This window comes from uncultured Brevundimonas sp., assembly GCF_963974615.1.
In the GTDB taxonomy this organism is placed as follows: domain Bacteria; phylum Pseudomonadota; class Alphaproteobacteria; order Caulobacterales; family Caulobacteraceae; genus Brevundimonas.
In genome coordinates, this window is the sequence record NZ_CAXBDH010000018.1 from 1 (window position 1) to 18,615 (window position 18,615).

19 protein-coding genes are annotated in these 18,615 nt (G+C 67.8%); 7 read left to right on the forward strand and 12 right to left on the reverse strand.

What is annotated here, in order from left to right; genetic code table 11:
• Positions 1-58: 58 nt before the first annotated feature.
• Complete coding sequence (gene trxB / locus AAC050_RS12350; RefSeq protein WP_339915390.1) at positions 59-1,066, reverse strand: thioredoxin-disulfide reductase; 1,008 nt, start codon at positions 1,064-1,066, stop codon at positions 59-61.
• Between the two features lie 76 nt (positions 1,067-1,142).
• Here trxB and AAC050_RS12355 point away from each other — a divergent pair, with 76 nt between their 5' ends.
• Both AAC050_RS12355 and AAC050_RS12360 read left to right on the forward strand, forming a co-directional pair.
• Entirely contained in the window at positions 1,143-1,313 is a 171-nt protein-coding gene (locus AAC050_RS12355; RefSeq protein ID WP_339915391.1) for a hypothetical protein, read from the forward strand.
• Positions 1,314-1,353: 40 nt separating this feature from the next.
• Entirely contained in the window at positions 1,354-2,859 is a 1,506-nt protein-coding gene (locus tag AAC050_RS12360; RefSeq protein WP_339915392.1) for a DUF389 domain-containing protein, read from the forward strand.
• 105 nt (positions 2,860-2,964) lie between these two features.
• On the opposite strand, the gene AAC050_RS12365 is transcribed toward AAC050_RS12360, so the two are convergent.
• The 5 genes from AAC050_RS12365 to AAC050_RS12385 all read right to left on the reverse strand — a co-directional run bounded on the left by AAC050_RS12365 (position 2,965) and on the right by AAC050_RS12385 (position 6,815).
• A complete protein-coding gene (locus AAC050_RS12365) occupies positions 2,965-3,963 on the reverse strand; it encodes a mitochondrial fission ELM1 family protein (protein WP_339915393.1) in 999 nt (332 codons plus the stop codon).
• Positions 3,954-4,427 carry a transcription elongation factor GreA gene (gene greA / locus AAC050_RS12370; RefSeq protein ID WP_339915394.1) on the reverse strand — a complete coding sequence of 158 codons (474 nt, stop codon included), beginning with the start codon at positions 4,425-4,427 and terminating at the stop codon, positions 3,954-3,956. The genes AAC050_RS12365 and greA overlap by 10 nt, the downstream gene beginning before the upstream one ends.
• A gap of 106 nt (positions 4,428-4,533) precedes the next feature.
• On the reverse strand, positions 4,534-4,722 hold the full coding sequence (locus AAC050_RS12375) for a hypothetical protein (RefSeq protein WP_339915395.1): 189 nt from the start codon (positions 4,720-4,722) through the stop codon (positions 4,534-4,536).
• Positions 4,723-4,769: 47 nt separating this feature from the next.
• Positions 4,770-5,435 (reverse strand): glutathione S-transferase, encoded by a 666-nt coding sequence (locus AAC050_RS12380; protein ID WP_339915396.1) that lies wholly within the window; start codon positions 5,433-5,435, stop codon positions 4,770-4,772.
• A 60-nt stretch (positions 5,436-5,495) separates the two neighbouring features.
• On the reverse strand, positions 5,496-6,815 hold the full coding sequence (locus AAC050_RS12385) for an amidohydrolase (protein ID WP_339915397.1): 1,320 nt from the start codon (positions 6,813-6,815) through the stop codon (positions 5,496-5,498).
• A gap of 108 nt (positions 6,816-6,923) precedes the next feature.
• Here AAC050_RS12385 and selD point away from each other — a divergent pair, with 108 nt between their 5' ends.
• The 3 genes from selD (at position 6,924) to AAC050_RS12400 (ending at position 9,548) form a co-directional block, all read left to right on the forward strand.
• Positions 6,924-7,973, forward strand: a complete 1,050-nt coding sequence (gene selD / locus AAC050_RS12390) for a selenide, water dikinase SelD (RefSeq protein ID WP_339915398.1) — start codon at positions 6,924-6,926, stop codon at positions 7,971-7,973.
• Positions 7,974-9,029: a tRNA 2-selenouridine(34) synthase MnmH gene (mnmH, locus tag AAC050_RS12395; protein WP_339915399.1), complete on the forward strand. Its 1,056-nt coding sequence runs from the start codon at positions 7,974-7,976 to the stop codon at positions 9,027-9,029.
• A 213-nt stretch (positions 9,030-9,242) separates the two neighbouring features.
• Positions 9,243-9,548, forward strand: a complete 306-nt coding sequence (locus AAC050_RS12400) for a hypothetical protein (RefSeq protein WP_339915400.1) — start codon at positions 9,243-9,245, stop codon at positions 9,546-9,548.
• 435 nt (positions 9,549-9,983) lie between these two features.
• On the opposite strand, the gene AAC050_RS12405 is transcribed toward AAC050_RS12400, so the two are convergent.
• From AAC050_RS12405 to AAC050_RS12430, 6 genes are all read right to left on the reverse strand, one after another.
• Positions 9,984-10,520 carry a hypothetical protein gene (locus AAC050_RS12405; protein WP_339915401.1) on the reverse strand — a complete coding sequence of 179 codons (537 nt, stop codon included), beginning with the start codon at positions 10,518-10,520 and terminating at the stop codon, positions 9,984-9,986.
• 86 nt (positions 10,521-10,606) lie between these two features.
• Positions 10,607-10,897 (reverse strand): DUF1294 domain-containing protein, encoded by a 291-nt coding sequence (locus AAC050_RS12410; RefSeq protein WP_339915402.1) that lies wholly within the window; start codon positions 10,895-10,897, stop codon positions 10,607-10,609.
• A gap of 52 nt (positions 10,898-10,949) precedes the next feature.
• Positions 10,950-11,366, reverse strand: coding sequence for a hypothetical protein (locus tag AAC050_RS12415; RefSeq protein ID WP_339915403.1), 417 nt, complete (start codon positions 11,364-11,366; stop codon positions 10,950-10,952).
• Between the two features lie 251 nt (positions 11,367-11,617).
• Positions 11,618-15,073 (reverse strand): carbamoyl-phosphate synthase large subunit, encoded by a 3,456-nt coding sequence (gene carB, locus AAC050_RS12420; protein WP_339915404.1) that lies wholly within the window; start codon positions 15,071-15,073, stop codon positions 11,618-11,620.
• Positions 15,074-15,100: 27 nt separating this feature from the next.
• Positions 15,101-15,376: a ribonuclease E inhibitor RraB gene (locus AAC050_RS12425; RefSeq protein WP_339915405.1), complete on the reverse strand. Its 276-nt coding sequence runs from the start codon at positions 15,374-15,376 to the stop codon at positions 15,101-15,103.
• Positions 15,377-15,526: 150 nt separating this feature from the next.
• Positions 15,527-16,225, reverse strand: a complete 699-nt coding sequence (locus AAC050_RS12430) for an HAD family hydrolase (RefSeq protein WP_339915406.1) — start codon at positions 16,223-16,225, stop codon at positions 15,527-15,529.
• 89 nt (positions 16,226-16,314) lie between these two features.
• On the opposite strand from AAC050_RS12430, the gene AAC050_RS12435 reads away from it, so the two are divergent.
• Both AAC050_RS12435 and AAC050_RS12440 read left to right on the forward strand, forming a co-directional pair.
• Entirely contained in the window at positions 16,315-17,313 is a 999-nt protein-coding gene (locus tag AAC050_RS12435; RefSeq protein WP_339915407.1) for an SRPBCC family protein, read from the forward strand.
• The gene (locus AAC050_RS12440) at positions 17,310-18,608 is read left to right on the forward strand and encodes an amino acid permease (protein ID WP_339915408.1); all 1,299 of its coding nucleotides are present in this window, start codon (positions 17,310-17,312) and stop codon (positions 18,606-18,608) included. The genes AAC050_RS12435 and AAC050_RS12440 overlap by 4 nt, the downstream gene beginning before the upstream one ends.
• The last annotated feature ends 7 nt before the right edge of the window (positions 18,609-18,615 follow it).

Here is an 18,615-nt window from a genome sequence, read left to right on the forward strand (position 1 = left end):
CCCATCAGCAGACTCGCCCTCGCCGAGGACAACCTGTTGAGGCTCCACATCTAGGACGTCACCAGACCCCGATCTTTTCAGCCTCGTGGTGGCTGATCGGTTTGTGGGCCGCCTTGTGGTCTTCCTCGGCGAGGAAACGCACCGCCTCCAGCGCCGCCATACAGCCCATGCCCGCAGCCGTAACCGCCTGACGATAGACGTCGTCGGTGACGTCCCCGGCGGCATAGACCCCTTCGATTGCCGTGGCCGTGGAGCCTGGCTTGACCACCAGATAGCCGCCGGTCTTGGTTTCCAGCTGATCCCTGAACAGCTCCGACGACGGAGCGTGACCGATGGCGATGAAGACCCCGTCGGCGGCGACTTCGCGGGTTTCCCCCGTCTGCGCGTGTTTCAGCCGGACGCCGGTGACATTGCTGCCGCCGTCGGCGGTGACACCCAGAATCTCGTCGACCTGATGATCCCAGATCACCTCGACCTTGGGATTGGCGAACAGACGGTCCTGCAGGATGCGTTCTGCGCGGAACTCGGCCTTGCGGTGGACCACGGTGACTTTCGACGCGAAATTGGTCAGGAACAGCGCCTCCTCGACGGCGGTATTGCCGCCACCGACGACGATGACTTCCTTGCCGCGATAGAAGAAGCCGTCGCAGGTGGCACAGGCCGAAACACCGAAGCCCTGATAGGTCTGCTCGCTCTCCAGCCCCAGCCATTTGGCCTGGGCCCCGGTGGAGATGATGACCGTTTCCGCCAGCATCTCGGTGCCGGAATCCAGCTTCAGACGGAACGGTCGTTGCGACAGGTCGGCCGAGACGACGATGTCCTCGATGATTTCGGTGCCGACATGCTCGGCCTGGGCCTTCATCTGTTCCATCAGCCAGGGGCCCTGGATGACCTCGGCGAAGCCGGGATAGTTCTCGACATCGGTGGTGATGGTCAGCTGGCCGCCGGGTTGCAGGCCGGCGATGATCACCGGTTCCAGCATGGCGCGGGCGGCATAGATGGCGGCGGTCCAGCCGGCGGGGCCGGAACCGATGATGGCGACGCGGACGGTACGGAGAGTGTTCATGGCCTCTATTTAGGCGCTGATTCCCCCGCGCGCGATGCTAGGATGGTACGGAAGTCGCAAAGCACGGGAGATCATCGTGGACGGACGCAGTTTCATCGGAATTGGTCTGGCACTCGGTCTGGCTGTCGGAGCCGTCACCGGCCTGCTGCTGGGCGAGTTGATCATCGGCCTGACCGTCGGCACCGCCGCGGGTATCATCGTCGGCCTGTTGCTGGATCGTTTGGACCGCCGCCGCGGCGGCGAGTGACGGCCGCCGGTCTCACCCCTATCTGTTCAGGACCTTTCGAATGACCGACACCGGCGCGGGTATGCGCAACGTCCGCAGCTTCACCCACCGGATGCTGGCCCTTTCCCGGCGCGGCGTGGATCACGATGGCGTGGCGCTGAGTGTCTACGAAAACGGCGGGATGAGCGGCCGCTATCTGATCATGACGGTGATCTCGGCGGCGATCGCCACCCTGGGCCTGATGCTGGGTTCGCCGGCCGTGGTCATCGGGGCCATGCTGGTGTCGCCGATGATGGGGCCGATCGTGGCCCTGGGGTTCTCGTTGACCCTGCTGGACTGGGACGAGCTGAAACGGGCGTTGACGGCCGTCGGCATCGGTCTGGCCGTGGCCTTGTTCGTCGCCCTGCTGCTGACGTGGGTGTCGCCGCTGAAGGAGCCGACGGCGGAGATTCTGGCCCGGACCCGTCCCAATTTCTTCGACCTGCTGATCGCGGTGTTCTCGGGCGTGGCCGGGGCCTATGCCGTGGTCCGCCAGAGGGGCGAGACCATCATCGGCGTGGCCATCGCCACCGCCCTGATGCCGCCTATCGCCACCATCGGTTTCGGCCTGGGGACCGCAGACTGGCGTATCGCCGGCGGGGCCTTCTTCCTGTTCATGACCAATCTGGTGGCCATCGCCCTGGCCGCGACCCTGACGGCGGGCTTCTTCGGCTTCCGGCCGCGGCTGGGCGAACGCCCGGCTCCGTGGCAGGGCATCGCCGTGCTGCTGGTATTCGCCGTCCTCGCTGCCCCGCTGGTGGTGTCGCTGCGCTCGATCGGACTGGAGAGCCGGGCGACGGCCGAGACCCGGATCGCGGTCGCCAACATCTTCAGCGGCGCGGATTCGCGGGTCACCCTGCTGGAGGTCCGCAGCGCCCACAACGAGACCACGGTTTCGGCCCTGATCAGCACCCGCACCCTGATCCCCGATGCCCAGTCACGGCTGCAGGAGCGGCTGAATGCGGCCCTGCATACCCCGGTCAAGGTCAGCCTCGACCAGATCGTGGTCGCTGATCCGCGCGCGGCGGCGCGGGCGGTCCAGGCCAGTCCGGTGTCGACCCCCACGGCCGCCGAGACCCTGCGAACCCGGTTGACCGACGCCGTACCCTTCGCCACCGACGCGGTGATGACCGACGATTCCGGCACCAAGGCCATTGTGCTTCTGCGTCCTGACGCCGGCCTCGATCTGGCCAGCGCCTATGCGCTGGAGAAGGGGCTGCAGGGGCGTTTCGAGGGTGTGGCCATATGGGTCACGCCGCCGCTGACGGCCTTGAACACGGTCGATCTGGGCGACCCCGAAGCGGTTCAGCTGGCCGCCTGGGCCCTGGGGCGTTGGCGGGCCCGGCCCCGGGTCAGCTTCTGCCGCCCCGAACCGGCAGCCGAGGTGGCCGAAGGCACGGTCGCGCCGCCGGGGGCGCAGGCCCGGTTCGTCGCCGCCCTGACCACGATGGGCGTGGCCTTGGCCGAGGCCGACGGACCGACCTGCGAGCGTCGCGACCGCAACCTGGCGCGGATCGCCCTCAGCTAGAGCAAAACAGGGTGGTCTCCGTCGTCGCCCTGCGGCGGGCGTGCTCCAGACGACACCGGCTACCCTGTATGGGGCACTGCCTTCGCGGTTGAAGCGAACCGGTGCCTAACGTGCCGCCATGGCCTCGAGCACGGCGCGCGCGGCGCGGTCGGTCTCGGTCAGGGGCGTATAGGTCCAGGGTTGGAAGCCGTCGGCGAACGGCCGGGTCGCCCCACGGTGCTCGAGATCGGCGTGCAACCGGGCGAATTTGCCGCCGGGCTTCAGCGGCACCATCGGCAGAATGTGGACGGGGTGGCCGGTCGCGGCGGCCTCGGCGGCCATGTTGGCGCTGTCCTCGGTGACCAGCACGTGGTCGGCGGCGTGCAGGAAGGCGAAATAGGGATTGGCTCCCTGATCGTCCCAGATCAGACCGGGCAGGGCCTTGAGGCGGTCGATCATGATGGCCCGGGCCGCGGCGGGGGTGCGGCGCGAGAACGTCAGCATTATGGAGCCACCGGCCGCGCGAACGGCCCGGGTGATGCGGTCGGCCAGGCCGGCGGCGTGGGCCGCGGGCAGGTCAAATGCCTTCGAACGGCCACCGATCAGCACGGCGACGCGCGGACGCGGCAGGGCGTCCAGCTGTTCGGCGAAGGCCGGGGCCGCCGCCGCCAGCCGGCCGGGCGTGACCCGGTGCGGCGAGCCGGTGATGCGGAAGACATTGTCGCCGGCCAGTTCGTCATGGGCCGGGGCCACCACCATGTCGAAGCGCGACGGTGACAGGCGCGGGTCCTGGGTCTGGACCACGAAGGTGCGACCACCGGAGCGGTGACGGGCGGTCAGGCTGAGGGGCAGGGTGGCACGGCCGGTGGCGATCCACAGATCGGGCCAGGCCTGACCGGGGTCAGGGGTGACGGAATCCGAGGACGGGTCCAGCAGGGCCGGAATTTTGAGCGCGGTCGGCAGCCAGTCGGCCCGGGGCCGCCAGCGGATGCGTTTGACGACAATATCGGCCGGGGTCAGGCGCTGGACGGCCTCGGCCAGACCCAGCGCCTGATTCTCGATTCCGGCCCGGCCGTCGGAGACGACCCAGACCGTGAGCGGTCGCGTGGCGGTGTCTATTTCCACTCGACCTTGAGGATCTCATAGGCCTTGACCCCGCCGGGGGTGTTGACCTCGACCACGTCGCCGACCTCTTTCGAGATCATGGCGCGGGCGATTGGCGAGGAGACGGAGATCCGCCCCTGTTTCACATCGGCTTCATGTTCGCCGACGATCTGGTAGCGACCCTCTTCCTCGGTGTCCTCGTCGACCACGGTGACCGTGGCTCCGAATTTGACCGTGGAGCCCGACAGTTTCGACACGTCGATGACCTGGGCGCGCGAAATCTTGTCCTCGATGTCAGCGATCTGACCCTCGATCCAGCCTTGCCGCTCCTTGGCGGCATGGTATTCGGCGTTTTCGGACAGGTCGCCGTGCGCGCGCGCCTCGGAGATTGCCGCGATGACGCTTGGCCGTTCGACCGACTTCAATTGCTTCAGCTGATCGTCGAGGACACGGTAGCCCTCGCCCGTCATGGGCACTTTTTCCATAGTGTCGTGAGTTTCTTGCTTCGCCCGACTGAGAGACTTACTCGGCACTGATAGTCGCTGGGCGCTAGCGACCGGCCAAAGAGGGTAGGGCACCGGAGCCCAAGACTCAAGCCACTCGATTTCGTGACCCTGAACGGACCTGACGGATCAGGCTCCAGGCCAGCCAGCCGACTGCGACCAGTCCCAGTCCCATGAACAGGAACGAGACGAAAAACACCCCCGCCGCCATAAAGGCGAGGCAGAAGGCGATCGCGGCAAGCAGGCCGGCGACAACGTGGGTGGTGTGCAGGTGCATGGCCGGTTAACGCCGAACCTGGCGGGCGGTTGCAGACCGCGGGTCGCTCAGCCGTAGCTGTAGGGTCCGCCGCGTTCCAGCGCCCGCTGCCACGCGGGCCGGGCGTGGATGGTCTTGAGGAAGGCGGTGATGCGCGGCTTGTCCCGTCCGAACGGCACGCGGCTGCCGGCGGCTTCCAGCGGGAAGCTCATCATGATGTCGGCGGCACTGAATTCGTCGCCGGCGAACCAGGCGGACCGGCCCAGTTCATCTTCCCAGTAGGCCGTGTGGGTGGCGATCTGCGGATCGATAAAGGTCTGCTGCACCTTGTTCGCCACGGCCTTGACCACGCCGCGGATCAGCAGGGGTGAGCGTTTCGGCAACTGGCTGAACACCAGTTTCAGCAACAGCGGCGTCATCGCCGAACCCTCGGCATAGTGGAGCCAGTAGGTGAAGCGCCGCGCCGCATCCGTGCCGGCGGCCGGTTTCAGCCGGCCGTTGCCGTGGGCGTCCAGCAGATAGTCGATGATGGCCCCAGTCTCGGCCACGCGGACGTCGCCGTCCTCGATCACCGGCGACTTGCCCAGCGGATGGATGGCCTTCAGCGCCGCCGGGGCCAGGCTGGTCTTCGCATCGCGCTGATAGCGTTTGACCTCATAGGCCAGGCCCAGCTCCTCGAGCAGCCACAGCACCCGCTGCGAGCGGGAGTCGTTCAGGTGATGGACGATGATCATGGGGGCGCTCCGGACTGTCACATCACCATGGGCGGGTGACGCGACGTCCGGCAAGGGCCTTCACCCCTTCGGCATCAGGCTCTCGGCTGCCACGACCATGGCCTCGACCCCGGCGGTGACCGAGGGTTCGGGTGCGATGCGGAACAGGGGCGAATGGTGACCGGCGGCGGTGTCCAGATCGGCCACGGGCGTGCCGCCGACGTCGAAATAGACGCCTTTCACCCCGCTCTCGGGCGTGACGAAATAGGCGAAATCCTCGGCCCCCATGCCCTTGCGTGGTTCATCGATCATCGTCGACTCGCCCATGGCCCCGGCGATGGCGGCGCGGACCCGCGTGGCGGTCGGGGTGTCATTGAGGGTCGGCGGCGTGGTCTCGGTGGCCGAGCGCACCACGGTCGGCATCAGGTTTTCGGGCACGCCCAGGGCGATAGCGGTGCCGCGGGCGACGCGGTCGATGCCGTCCAGCAGCAGGGTGCGGACTTCGGGGCTGTCGGCCCGGACGGTCAGTTGCATGTCGACCCGGTCGGAGATGATGTTGTGCTTGATGCCGCCGTGGATGGCCCCGACCGTGACCACGGCCCCTTCCAGCGGGTTGACCGTACGGCTGCGCAGCGACTGCAGATTGACGACGATGGTCGAGGCGACCAGCACCGGGTCGACGCCCAGATTGGGGTAGGCCCCGTGGGTGCCGACGCCGTGAACGGCGATGTCGACGCTGTCCGAGCTGGAGGAATGGATGGCCAGCGGTACCGAGACCCGGCCCGCGGGCACACCGGCGGCGACGTGGAAGGCCAGGGCATAGTCGGGCTTGGGAAAGCGGGTGTAGAGGCCGTCCTCGACCATGGCCCGGGCCCCGAAGATGCGTTCCTCGGCCGGCTGGGCGATCAGCACCAGGGTGCCGGACCAGTCGGCGCGGCGGGCCATCAGCTGGCGGGCGGTGCCGATCAGGGCGGTGATGTGCACATCGTGGCCGCAGGCGTGCATGACCGGCTTCTCGACCCCGTCGCTGTCGACCTGACGCACGGTCGAGGCATAGGCCAGGCCGGTCGCCTCCTGCAGCGGCAGGCCGTCCATGTCGGCGCGGATCATCACAGTGGGCCCGTCGCCGTTGCGCAGCACGGCGACCACGCCTGTGCCGCCGACGCCGGGGGTGACGTCATAGCCGAGGGCGGTCAGCTGGGCGGCGATGATGCCGGCGGTGCGGACCTCCAGCCCCGACAGCTCGGGATGGCGGTGGAAGTCATCGAACAGGGCGGCCAGGTTGGCGTCGTAGTCCTGCTGGATGGCGGATTTCAGCGCCGCGTCCTGGGCCGAGGCCGGCAGGGCGACGGCAAGCGCCAGGACGGCGGTCGCCGCCGCGAGTGTGGTCCGGAATCGCATGGTGTCAGCCCCCGCCTGTGAATGTCCGGCCACCGTTGCCCATCGCCGCAGGGCGGTCAATCGGCGTCGGGCTTTGGCGGCGGGCCCGGGTCGGCTATGGCTGCATCCATGAGCACGCCCGAACCCCGACTGACCTCCCTCGCCCATGGTGGCGGCTGTGGCTGCAAGCTGGCCCCGGCCGTGCTGCGCGACATTCTGTCGGGCATGCCGCAGGCGGCAGTGTTCGCCAATCTGATGGTCGGGACCGAGACCAGCGACGACGCGGCGGTGTGGCGGTTGAATGATCAGCAGGCGCTGGTGGCGACCACGGACTTTTTCATGCCGGTGGTCGACGATCCGTTCGACTTCGGCCGGATCGCCGCGACCAACGCCCTGTCCGATGTCTATGCGATGGGGGCGACGCCGATCTTCGCCCTGGCCCTGGTGGGGATGCCGGTCGCCACCCTGTCGACGGCGACCATCGGGCAGATTCTCGCCGGCGGGGCCAGCGTCTGCGCCGCCGCGGGCATTCCGGTGGCGGGCGGCCATTCGATCGACAGTGTCGAGCCGATCTATGGCCTCGTCGCCCTGGGGCTGGTGCATCCCGATCAGGTCCTGACCAATCGCGGGGCCCGGGCCGGGGACGTGCTGATCCTGACCAAGGGTCTGGGAGTCGGCATCCTCAGTGCCGCCTTCAAACAGGAGAAGCTGCGCGAGGCCGGCTATGCCGCCCTGATCGGCTCGACCACACAGCTGAACACCCCGGGGGCGAAACTGGCTGGGAGGACCGGGGTCCATGCGGTCACCGACGTCACCGGCTTCGGCCTGCTGGGGCACGGGCTGGAGATGGCGCGCGGCTCGAACCTGACGGTCGAGATCGAGGCCGCCGCCGCGCCGCTGCTGGACGGGGTCGAGGCCCTGGCCCGGGACGGCATGCGCACCGGGGCCTCGGGCCGCAACTGGGCCAGCTATGGCGAGGGCGTGGTCCTGCCTGACGGCTTCGACGACTGGCGGCGCGACCTGCTGACCGACCCCCAGACCAGCGGCGGCCTGCTGATCGCCGTGGCGGTGGACCGGGCCGGGGCGGTGCTGGATCTGGTGCGGGCCGACGGCTTCGACCGGGCAGCGGTGGTCGGCCGGGTGGTCGCGGGTCCGGCCGTGGTCCGGGTTTTCGGCTGAATGATCCGGCGCACCACCGACTTGGACCCGGCCGCGCGCGAGGCCTTTGACGCCATCATCGATGTGCGTAGCCCGGCCGAGTTCGCCGAGGACCATGTGCCGGGCGCGATCAACCTGCCGGTGCTGGACGACGCCCAGCGGGCCGAAGTCGGCACCACCTATGTCCAGACCTCGAAATTCCTCGCCCGGCGCAGCGGCGCGGCCATCGTCGCCCGCAATATCGCCGACCATCTGGAAGGCGCGCTGGCCGACCGCGACGGCAGTTTCCAGCCGCTGGTCTATTGCTGGCGCGGCGGCCAGCGCTCGGGGGCCATGGTCACGGTGATGGATCAGGTCGGCTGGCCGGTGACCCTGCTGGAGGGCGGCTACCAGACCTGGCGACGGCAGGTGGTGGCGGGCCTGTATGACGCCCCGCCGGCCCTGCGCATCGTGCTGATCGACGGCCCGACCGGCTGCGGCAAGACCGAGATTCTGAAGCGACTGGCGGCCCACGGGGTCCAGACGATCGATCTGGAGGGGCTGGCCAATCACCGCGGTTCGCTGTTCGGAGCCATGCCGGACGGCCAGCCGTCGCAAAAGGCGTTTGAGAGCCGGCTGTATGACGCTATCCAGCGCCTCGACCCGGCGCGGCCGATCGTGGTCGAGGCCGAGAGCAGTCGCGTCGGCGAGCGCACCGTGCCGCCCGGCCTGTGGGCCGCCATGGGCACGGGACAGGTCATCACCCTGTCGGCCCCGCTGGCGGCGCGCGCCCGTCATATCGTCGAGACCTATGTCGAGATCGCCGCCGACCCCGCACGGCTGGACCGGGCGCTGAGCCGCCTGCCGCGCCACCATGCGAAGGCGACGATCAGCGACTGGCGGGCCATGGCCACGCGCGGCGAGATTGAACCTCTGGCGGCCCAGCTGATGGAGGCCCACTACGACCCCGCCTATGCCCGCACCAGCGACCGCCGCGACCGCACCGTGCTGGGCACGGTGGCGCTGACGACGCTCGATGTCGAAGATCAGGCGCGGGCGGCGGGGGTGATTGCGGAGATGGTCAGCGGGCTGGAGTGAGGCCGTGCGGGGGGCAGGACAAGTCAGTCCGGTCGCCGCTGGGAAGTCGCCAAAAGCGGACTCGCGGAAGGTCAGCTAAGGGGGGAAGCGGCCCAAAAACTTGGCAAAATGCCGACTTGCTCCAACCGCTAACCATTCATTCAGCGCCGGTCTCTACTCACAAGCTTCGAACGACACGCGTTCGCCCAATGGAGTGAGATGATGCCTCGGTTCTTGCTGCTCAGCCTGTTAGGGTTCTTGCTGGCGGGCTGCAGCGGAACTTCACAGGAAGCTGACTTGAAGTGCTGGGCCGTCGCCAGCTTGGCGTCCAAAGGACGGCCCAGCAACCCTGACCTCCTGATTATGCAGTCCTACTACACGGGGAAGCTCGACGCAGGCGACCCGGAAGGAAAATGGACCGCATCAGCGAAAGCTGCTCAGCAGGCGGTGGCCCCGGCCGAATTCGAAGAACTGTTCGCCGCCTGCACGGCCCCGTTGAGCAAAAGTCTCGAACGACAACTGGCCGCTATGCGCGGATGAGGCCGCGTGCTGGCCCGCTTTCCCGTTAGGGCCGCAACGGGTCGGTAGCGGCGAATCGACCTGCGCAAAGGCCAGCCACCTTGTCATCCCGGACGCCGCGAAGGCGGCGACCCGGGACGGCATGCCCGCATAGATCCGAACCTCCCGGAAATCGCGGCGCGATTGTCCGGGAGACGGGTTCCGCCGCGCTGGATCCTGACCTGTCTCCCGGATAGCGGCTGACGCCGCTTCCGGGAGGATCGAATTTCTGCGCTCAAGCGTCCCGGATCACCGCTGCGCGGCGTCCGGGATGACAACGGCGCAGCGGTGCCGTGCGGCCGATGTCGACGCCTGCATGCACGACCCCGGCACTGATCGGCGATCCTGTCATCGGGGGCGGCTCCGTCCGGCCAACAGACCGCACATTAGCGGCCGGTCCCGGACCGGCCAAGGTCGTCAGCCCCGGGTCAGCAGCATGTCGAGGCCGACGATGGCCGAGACGGCGACCGACGCCGTCAACCAGGCGAGGGCATTGGTCTGCCATGACAGCCGCAGGTGCCGACTGCCGATCACGGTCATGATCCCCAGAACCGCGACCATCAGCAGGGGCAGGGTCCATTGACCCAGACCGAAATAGAGGCTGATCCGGGCCTCGTCATTGGGATTGAACAGGCTGACCCCGGCGGCCATCAACCGCATGAAGGCGGCGAAGAACAGGAAGGCATAGGCGGCCGTGCTGTTGAACATCCGGACCAGAACCAGGGCGAGGAGGCCCTGAATCAGGGTCACCACCGGACCGGCGGCCGAGATCAGCATGCCGTCCAGCGCGCTGGTGGGCGTGGTGGCGTGGCTGCCGTTCAGGCTGACGACCATGTCATGGCCGAGCGTGGTTCCGGCCAGCCAGTGCGCCCCTTCGTGCAGGACGAAGGTGACGAAGGCGACGACGAACAGCAGCAGATAGAAGCCGGGACTGACCCGTGTGACATTTCGCATGAACCCGCTCCCCGATGGACGCTTCAGAGACCACGGTCATGTGACGGGGTCGAGTTACGTCTGGTTCATCTGCCGCGGCGTTGGTGTCAGCGCAGGACGAGGACCACCAGACCCGCCGCGACCAGCAGCCCATGCAGGATCAACACCAGACCCAGCCACGAACGGAACGGCTGTTTGCGGGTCTTGTGACGCAGCAGTTGTTGGCCCAGCCATGCCCCGGTGCCGCCGAACAGGGCGGCCCACAGCAGGGTGCGTTCGGGCACCCGGCGGCCGTGGTTGCGGGCCCGGACCTTGTCGAACCAGAACAGGCCGAAACTGCCGAGGCTGGTCACTGTCAGACCGGACAGGGCAAGGGCGATAACCGGCGGGAATGTCATGGTCTGTGCTCTGTCCGTGCCCCTGCCGCGCCCGGTCGCGGGGGCGGAGGTTCTAGGTACCACGTCGTGCGTCCAGCTGCCTCAATGCCTCCGCCGCCCGGATCAAGGCCCGGGCCTCACCGGCGCGGCCTTCGCTGACCAGCCAGGCGGCGCGGCGGATGGCGCGCGCCACGGCCAGGTCCGGATCGATCCACGGCGGCTCGGCCGCATCGGCGGGCGACGGCGAGGGAGTCAGGGGCCCCAGCCCCGGCCCCGGTCCATCGGCCCCGCCGCGCACCGGTTTCAGGTCCAGATGTTCGGCGATGCGGCTGCGGGTCCAGCCCTCGGCCATGGCCCGCCGCCGCAGATTGGACAGGCCGACGTCGAAACGCCGGGCCACGGACGGGGCCGATTCTCCGGCGACATAGGCGGCCTTGACCATGGCCCAGGTTTCCGGCCCGCGATATTTGCGCAGACGATGGTGCTCCATGCCGACAGTATGGCCCGTGCCTGCGTCAGGAACGGCCGCACGCCGCTGCTGGCGCGCCCTTGTCCCCGTTGTCCCTGTTGTCGCGGCCCGTTGTCGCCGGTTTGTCCCGGGATTGTCTCCGGTGTCCCCCCGGATTGTCGCGCTTATCGACCCCGGTTGTGGCCCATGTCTCTGGCCGGACTGGCCGGATTACCGCCGGTCCCGGCCCGACTGACTGGTCAAAATGGTCACGAACTGACCGTTTCGTCCCTTCAGTGGGCGTAGTCCTGGATCGGGCGCACATCCAGCTCGCCGGCCTTGATGGCCCCGATGGCCTGGGCGGCGGCCAGGGCCCCCGCGGCGGTGGTGTAATAGGGCATCTTCATCATCAGGGCGGTGCGGCGCAGGGAGAAGCTGTCCTGCAGCGACTGCTTGCCCTCGGTGGTGTTGAACACCAGCTGGACCTCGCCGTTCTTCATCGCGTCGACGATGTGGGGGCGGCCTTCCAGCACCTTCTTCACATGACCGACCTCCAGCCCCTGCTCGACCAGATAGCTGTGGGTGCCGCCGGTGGCCAAGATGGTGAAACCCTCGCCGATCAGGGTCTTCACCGCCTCGACGATGAAGGGTTTGTCGGCGTCCTTGACCGAAACGAAGGCACAGCCGGAGACGGGCAGGGTGGTGCCGCCGCCGATCTGGGACTTGGCGAAGGCGCGGGCGAAGGCCGGGGCCATGTCGGCCTCACCGTCGCGTTTCCAGTCCAGCCCCATGACCTCGCCGGTCGAGCGCATCTCGGGGCCGAGGATGGTGTCGACCCCGGCGAAGCGGGCGAACGGAAAGACGGCCTCCTTGACCGCGATATGGTCGTACGGCTGGTCCGTCAGGCCGAAGGATTTCAGCGGTACCCCGGCCATGACCTTGGCGGCGATCGAGGCGACCGGATGGCCAATGGTCTTGGCCACGAACGGCACGGTGCGGCTGGCGCGCGGATTGACCTCGAGCACGAAGATGCGCGGTTCGGCGCTGTGCGGCTCCTCGATGGCGAACTGGACGTTCATCAGGCCGCGCACCTTCAGGGCCCGGGCCATGGCCTCGGTCTGGCGCTTCAGCTCGTCGATGATTTCGGGCCGCAGCGAGAAGGGTGGCATCGAGCAGGCGCTGTCGCCGGAATGGACGCCGGCTTCTTCGATGTGTTCCAGCACCCCGGCCACGAACACCGTCTCATCATCACACAGGGCGTCGACGTCGACCTCGGTGGCGCGGTTCAGATAGTGGTCGATCAGTACGGGATCCTTGCCCGAGACCCGCATGGCCTCACCGACATAGCGGTCCAGCTGTTCGCGGTCGTGGACGATGACCATGCCGCGCCCGCCCAGCACATAGGAGGGTCGCAGCACGACGGGATAGCCGACCTCATCGGCCTTCTGCGCGGCCTCTTCAGCCGAGCGGGCCAGGCCGTTGGGCGGCTGGATCAGACCGATGTCATTGAGCATCTTCTGGAAACGTTCGCGGTCCTCGGCCAGGTCGATCGAGTCGACGCTGGTGCCCAGGATCGGCACGCCGTCCTCCTGCAGCGCATGGGCCAGTTTCAGCGGCGTCTGGCCGCCGAACTGGACGACCACGCCGATCAGATTGCCGTTCGACCGCTCGACATCGATCAGCTCCAGCACGTCCTCGGCCGTCAGCGGCTCGAAATACAGCCGGTCCGAGGTGTCATAGTCGGTCGAGACCGTCTCGGGATTGCAGTTGACCATGATGCTTTCGACATCGATGTCGGCGAAGGCGAAGGCCGCGTGGCAGCAGCAGTAGTCGAACTCGATGCCTTGCCCGATCCGGTTCGGCCCGCCACCCAGAATAATCGCCTTTTTTCTGTCGGTTGGCGCGGACTCACACTGTGGGACCTGGCCCAGGGCCCCGGTCTCATAGGTCGAATACATATAGGCGGTGGCCGAGGCGAACTCGGCCGCGCAGGTGTCGATGCGCTTGAACACCGGGCGGACGTTCAGAGACCGGCGCAGCGTGCGGACGGCGGCCTCGGTCGTGCCGGTCAGTTGCGCCAGACGCGCGTCGGAGAAGCCTTTGGATTTTAAACGCCTGAACTCCTTCGCCGCCACATCGCCCCCTTCCCCCTTGATGGGGGAAGGGCCGGGGATGGGGGTGAAAGTGTCGGACGATGAGGCGGTGGCGGTGGAGTCTGCTCCGGCCGGTTTCACCCCCATCCCAACCCTTCCCCCATCAAGGGGGAAGGGCTTGTTGAGGTCGCCCCCCGGCAACCCCTTGACCTTCACATGTCCCTCTTCGCGCACGATGTCAGCGATCTGGCGCAGGAACCACGGCTCGTATGAACAGGCGGCGTTGATCTCCTCGACGGTCAGGCCGTGGCGGAAGGCCTGGGCGATGACGAGGATGCGGTCGGGGGTGGGCTGGCCCAGGGCGCGCAGCACGGCGGCGCGGGCCCCGGCGTCGTCCTCGGCCCCGGCGACGCCCTCGATCTCGATCTCGTCGAAGCCGTTGAGGCCGGTCTCCAGCCCGCGCAGGGCCTTCTGCATCGACTCCTGGAAGGTGCGGCCGATGGCCATGACCTCGCCGACCGACTTCATCGAGGTCGACAGGGTGGCCTCGGCACCGGGGTATTTCTCGAAGGCAAAGCGCGGGATCTTGGTGACGACATAGTCGATGCTCGGCTCGAAGCTGGCCGGGGTGACCTTGGTGATGTCGTTGGTCAGCTCATCCAGCGTGTAGCCGACGGCCAGCCGCGCGGCGACCTTGGCGATGGGGAAGCCGGTGGCCTTGGAGGCCAGGGCCGAGGAGCGCGACACGCGCGGGTTCATCTCGATCACCACCATGCGGCCGTCGGCCGGGTTGATGGCCCACTGCACATTCGACCCGCCGGTCTCGACGCCGATCTCGCGCAGCACATTGATCGAGCCCGTGCGCATCCGCTGGTACTCTTTGTCGGTCAGCGTCAGGGCCGGGGCCACGGTGATGGAGTCGCCGGTGTGCACCCCCATCGGATCGATGTTCTCGATCGAGCAGATGATGATGCAGTTGTCCGCCGTGTCGCGGACCACCTCCATCTCGTATTCTTTCCAGCCCAGCACCGACTCCTCGACCAGCACCTCGGTGGTCGGGGACAGGTCGAGGCCGTGGGCGACGATCTCGTAGTATTCCTCGACATTGTAGGCGATGCCGCCGCCGGTGCCGGCCAGGGTGAAACTGGGTCGGACGATGGCCGGCAGGCCGACGAAGGCGAGGGCGTCCTCGGCCTCGTCGATGTTGTGGATGGCCTTGGAGCGGGGCGATTCCAGGCCCAGCTTGTCCATGGCGTTGCGGAATTTCTGGCGATCCTCGGCCTTGTCGATGACGTCGGCTTTCGCGCCGATCATCTCGACGCCCCATTTTTTCAGCGCGCCCGAAGCGTCCAGCGCCAGGGCGGTGTTCAGGGCCGTCTGCCCGCCCATGGTCGGCAGCAGGGCGTCGGGGCGTTCCCTGGCGATGATGCGCTCGACGAACTCCGGGGTGATCGGCTCGATATAGGTGGCGTCGGCCACCTCCGGGTCGGTCATGATGGTGGCGGGGTTGGAATTGACCAGGATGACCCGGTAGCCCTCGGCCTTCAGCGCCTTGCATGCCTGCACGCCCGAATAGTCGAATTCACAGGCCTGCCCGATCACGATCGGTCCGGCACCGATGATCAGGATCGACTGGATGTCTGTACGTTTGGGCATGGGCCTGAGGCTCTTCTTCTTGGGTCTTCAGTTCGTCACGACCGCACACTCCCAGCCGTCATAGTCCAGCTGGAAGGCCGCGGCCCAGGATTGCATCATGGAAGAAACGGGCGCGAACGAGGCCGCGTCCACCGCCATGGTGGTTTCGAGGATGGTACAGTCGTCCTGGCCCCGGGTCAGGAAGCCGGCGCGACGCGCCACCTCGTTCAAATCGTCGTGGTCACCCTCACCGTAGAAATAGAACAGGGTGTGGCGCGGCGTGACCCCCGAATCCCCATGCGACGCGAGCGAGGCGCGGATCATCGCATCCCGGTCTTCGTGGCTGGTCAGGGCGTCGGACAGGGCCTCGGATCCTCGCGCGCGAACGGTCAGGGACGCGCAATGCGGGCCCTTGGCGTTCTGGTTGTCGGTTAAGCGGTCCGTTTAGAGACGCGACCGCCGCGCGACAAGCGCTTATCGGTCCGGCCGGTCGTTGATCCATGCCGGAAGGGCGGCGATGGTGTCCAGCAGGCCGAAGCGCGGATGGGCCTCGGGGGCGTCGGCCAGCTCGTGGGCCCAGGTGATGTGATAGGGGATGTGGACCGCCCAGGCCCCGGCCTCCAGCGCCGGTATCACGTCGGACTTCATCGAATTGCCGGCCATCACCGCCTGCGCCGCGCCGGTGCCGTGGCGGGTGAAGGCCCGGTCATAGGTCGCGCGATCCTTTTCCGAGACGATCTCGACGCCGCTGAACAGTTCGTCCAGGCCCGAGGCGGCCAGCTTGCGTTCCTGGTCCATCAGGTCGCCCTTGGTGATCAGCACCAGCCGGTAGCGGTCGGCCAGGTCGGCGAGGGTTTCGGCCACGCCCGGGAGGGTTTCGACCGGATGGGCCAGCATCTCGCGCCCGGCGGCGAGGATTTCACGCAGGGCCCGCGGCGGCGGATCGCCGTCGCACAGCTCCATCGCCGTCTCGATCATCGACAGGGTGAAGCCCTTCACCCCGTAGCCGTAGAGCCGCAGGTTGCGGCGCTCGACCTCGGCCAGACGCGCGGCGATGGCGTCATTGTCGTGGTCGGTCAGCAGGTCGAGGAACCGTGCCTGGGTCAGGCGGAAGATGGTTTCGTTGTGCCAGAGGGTGTCGTCGGCATCGAGGCCGACCGTGGTGATGCTCATGACGAGTCCATCGCCCGGGACCGGGGCGAAACGCAAGGGGGGCCAGCGGTACCGTTGACCTCGCGCCGGGGGGAGGGCCTTGTCACTGGATGCAACTCACGCTTCCCGCCCACCTCTATGGCGACCCCGAGGCCTGGGCTCGCGAACGCGAGGGGGTGTTCAGGCGCGCCTGGCTGTTCATCGGCCATGAGGCCGAGGCGGCGGATCCCGGAGACTGGATCGCCACGGACATGGCCGGGTTGCGTCTGGTGGTGGTGCGCGGGGCCGACGGGACGTTGCGGGCTTTTCACAACGTCTGCCGCCACCGGGCCGGGCCACTGGTCACCGGCGAACGCGGCCGGTGTGACGGCGAACTGGTGTGCGCCTATCACGGCTGGCGCTATGCGCTGGACGGGCGGCTACGGGCGGCGACCGGCTTCGGGGCGGCCGAGGGGTTCGACCCGCGCGAATTCGGCCTGTTCCCCCTGAGGCTGGAGACCTGGAGCGGGCTGGTGTTCGTTAATACTGACCCTGAAGCCGGGCCATTGTCTGATCTGGTAGCCCCGCTGGAAGCCTTGCTCGACGAGCGGGGTCTGACCATCGCTCCTCCGGCGCTGCGCCGCAGCCACGATCTCGACTGTGACTGGAAGGTCTATGCCGAGAACTATCTCGAAGGTTACCACATCGGGGCCGTCCACCCGATGCTGGCCGATGAGCTGGGCGGGGCCGACTACCGCGTCCGCATCGACGACGATCTGGTGGTACAGGATGCGGTCGGGGTCAATGACGGTCCACAGGCCGGGGTCTGGGGTTGGCTGTGGCCCAATCTCGGTATCAACGTCTATCGTGACAGCGCCATGATTGAGCGCATCACCCCGACCGGGCCCGGCCGAACCCGGCTCGACTATCTGTTCCTGCATGACGGCGGTGCGGCGGCCCTGGGCGAGGTCCTGTCCGCATCGGACCGGCTGACGGCCGAGGATGCGACGATCTGCGAGGCGGTGCAGCGCAATCTGTCAGCCGGGGCCTATGATCGGGGCATACTGAGTCCGAAACATGAAGTCGCGGTGGCCTGGTTTCAGGACCGCATAGGAAAGGTCCACCCATGACCGACACGACCGACTCTGCCCATCATCTGGGCTGGGGCCTGGCCGCCCTGGTCGTGGCCGGTAACATGATCGGTTCGGGATTGTACCTGCTGCCCGCGACCCTGGCCCCGACCGGGAGCTCCAGCATTGTCGGCTGGGTCGTGGCGGCGATCGGGGCCGTCACCCTGGCCCTGGTGTTCGCCGCGCTCGGCCGACTGCAGCCGGACGCGGACGGCCTGTCAGGTTATGCCGAGCGGGGCTTGGGGCGGTTCTTCGCCTTTCAGACGGCTCTGGCCTTCTGGACCGCCTGCCTCGTCGGCAACGTCGCCATCGCCGTGGCGGCCACCGGCTACCTCGGCTATTTCTTTCCCGTGCTGAAGACGCCCGTCGGGGCCGTGTTCAGTTGTCTGGCGCTGATCTGGCTGACGACCGGAGCCTATATCGTCGGCGCGCGGGTCGCGGCGCGGTTCGCTGCCCTGGCCCTGGCCATTGGTCTGGCCCCGATCGCCGTTGCCGTGGCCGCGGGCGTAGTGGCCTTCGACCCCGCGGTTTTCGCCGCCTCGTGGAGTCCGTCAAATGCCCCGCTGGCCCAGAGCGTACCGGCCTCGCTGGCGATTATCTTCTGGGCCTTCCTGGGGGTGGAGAGCGCCGCGGTGCTGTCGGCCCGGGTCAAGGATCCGGCTCGCGACGTCGGCCGGGCGACGATCGCCGGGGTGTTGCTGGCGGCCGTGGTCTATATCGCCGCGACCGTGGCCGTGTTCGGAGTCATTCCGGCCGGTGTGCTGGTCCAGTCGTCCAGCCCCTATGCCGACTTGATCGCGCGGGTCTTCGGGGCCTCAATCGGCGGGGTGGCGGCAGCCTGCACCGTAATCAAGGCTACTGGCACCCTCAGTGGCTGGGTCATGCTGGGCGGAGAGACGGCGCGGGCGGCGGCACGGCAGGGCTTCCTGCCGTCGGGCTTCGGTCTTGGAGACAAGACTCCGATCGCAAATCCTTTGCTGGGCGGGGCGATCATGTCGGTGGTGGCGGTGATTTCGAACCAACCGACCCTGGGTGGTCAGTTCGGCGTCCTGGTCGGCCTGACCTCGGTGCTGAGCCTGGCCATCTACGGTCTGTGCGCCGTGAGTCTGTTCCGGCTGGCCGGACGGCCGCGTGACCGGGTGGTCGCGATCCTGGGGCTGGCGTTCAGCGTGGCCGCCGTGGCCGCGGCCGCGCCGGGCTATATTCTGCCGACAGTCGCTTTCTTTGCGGTGACCAGCCTGGCCTGGCTGTGGGTGCGGAAAAACGTGCGGGTGTCGACGGTGCCCGCTGCCTAGCGACTGA

What these genes read in the sequence shown, in the direction of transcription:
- AAC050_RS12375 (WP_339915395.1), bottom strand. Translation starts at nt 4,722, where the DNA reads ATGCACCTGCACACCACCCACGTTGTCGCCGGCCTGCTTGCCGCGATC.
- AAC050_RS12415 (WP_339915403.1), bottom strand. Translation starts at nt 11,366, where the DNA reads ATGGAGCACCATCGTCTGCGCAAATATCGCGGGCCGGAAACCTGGGCC.
- AAC050_RS12440 (WP_339915408.1), top strand. Translation starts at nt 17,310, where the DNA reads ATGACCGACACGACCGACTCTGCCCATCATCTGGGCTGGGGCCTGGCC.
- AAC050_RS12425 (WP_339915405.1), bottom strand. Translation starts at nt 15,376, where the DNA reads ATGATCCGCGCCTCGCTCGCGTCGCATGGGGATTCGGGGGTCACGCCG.
- AAC050_RS12410 (WP_339915402.1), bottom strand. Translation starts at nt 10,897, where the DNA reads ATGACATTCCCGCCGGTTATCGCCCTTGCCCTGTCCGGTCTGACAGTG.
- AAC050_RS12405 (WP_339915401.1), bottom strand. Translation starts at nt 10,520, where the DNA reads ATGCGAAATGTCACACGGGTCAGTCCCGGCTTCTATCTGCTGCTGTTC.
- selD (WP_339915398.1), top strand. Translation starts at nt 6,924, where the DNA reads ATGAGCACGCCCGAACCCCGACTGACCTCCCTCGCCCATGGTGGCGGC.
- AAC050_RS12360 (WP_339915392.1), top strand. Translation starts at nt 1,354, where the DNA reads ATGACCGACACCGGCGCGGGTATGCGCAACGTCCGCAGCTTCACCCAC.
- trxB (WP_339915390.1), bottom strand. Translation starts at nt 1,066, where the DNA reads ATGAACACTCTCCGTACCGTCCGCGTCGCCATCATCGGTTCCGGCCCC.
- AAC050_RS12385 (WP_339915397.1), bottom strand. Translation starts at nt 6,815, where the DNA reads ATGCGATTCCGGACCACACTCGCGGCGGCGACCGCCGTCCTGGCGCTT.
- carB (WP_339915404.1), bottom strand. Translation starts at nt 15,073, where the DNA reads ATGCCCAAACGTACAGACATCCAGTCGATCCTGATCATCGGTGCCGGA.
- AAC050_RS12380 (WP_339915396.1), bottom strand. Translation starts at nt 5,435, where the DNA reads ATGATCATCGTCCATCACCTGAACGACTCCCGCTCGCAGCGGGTGCTG.
- greA (WP_339915394.1), bottom strand. Translation starts at nt 4,427, where the DNA reads ATGGAAAAAGTGCCCATGACGGGCGAGGGCTACCGTGTCCTCGACGAT.
- AAC050_RS12430 (WP_339915406.1), bottom strand. Translation starts at nt 16,225, where the DNA reads ATGAGCATCACCACGGTCGGCCTCGATGCCGACGACACCCTCTGGCAC.
- mnmH (WP_339915399.1), top strand. Translation starts at nt 7,974, where the DNA reads ATGATCCGGCGCACCACCGACTTGGACCCGGCCGCGCGCGAGGCCTTT.
- AAC050_RS12435 (WP_339915407.1), top strand. Translation starts at nt 16,315, where the DNA reads ATGCAACTCACGCTTCCCGCCCACCTCTATGGCGACCCCGAGGCCTGG.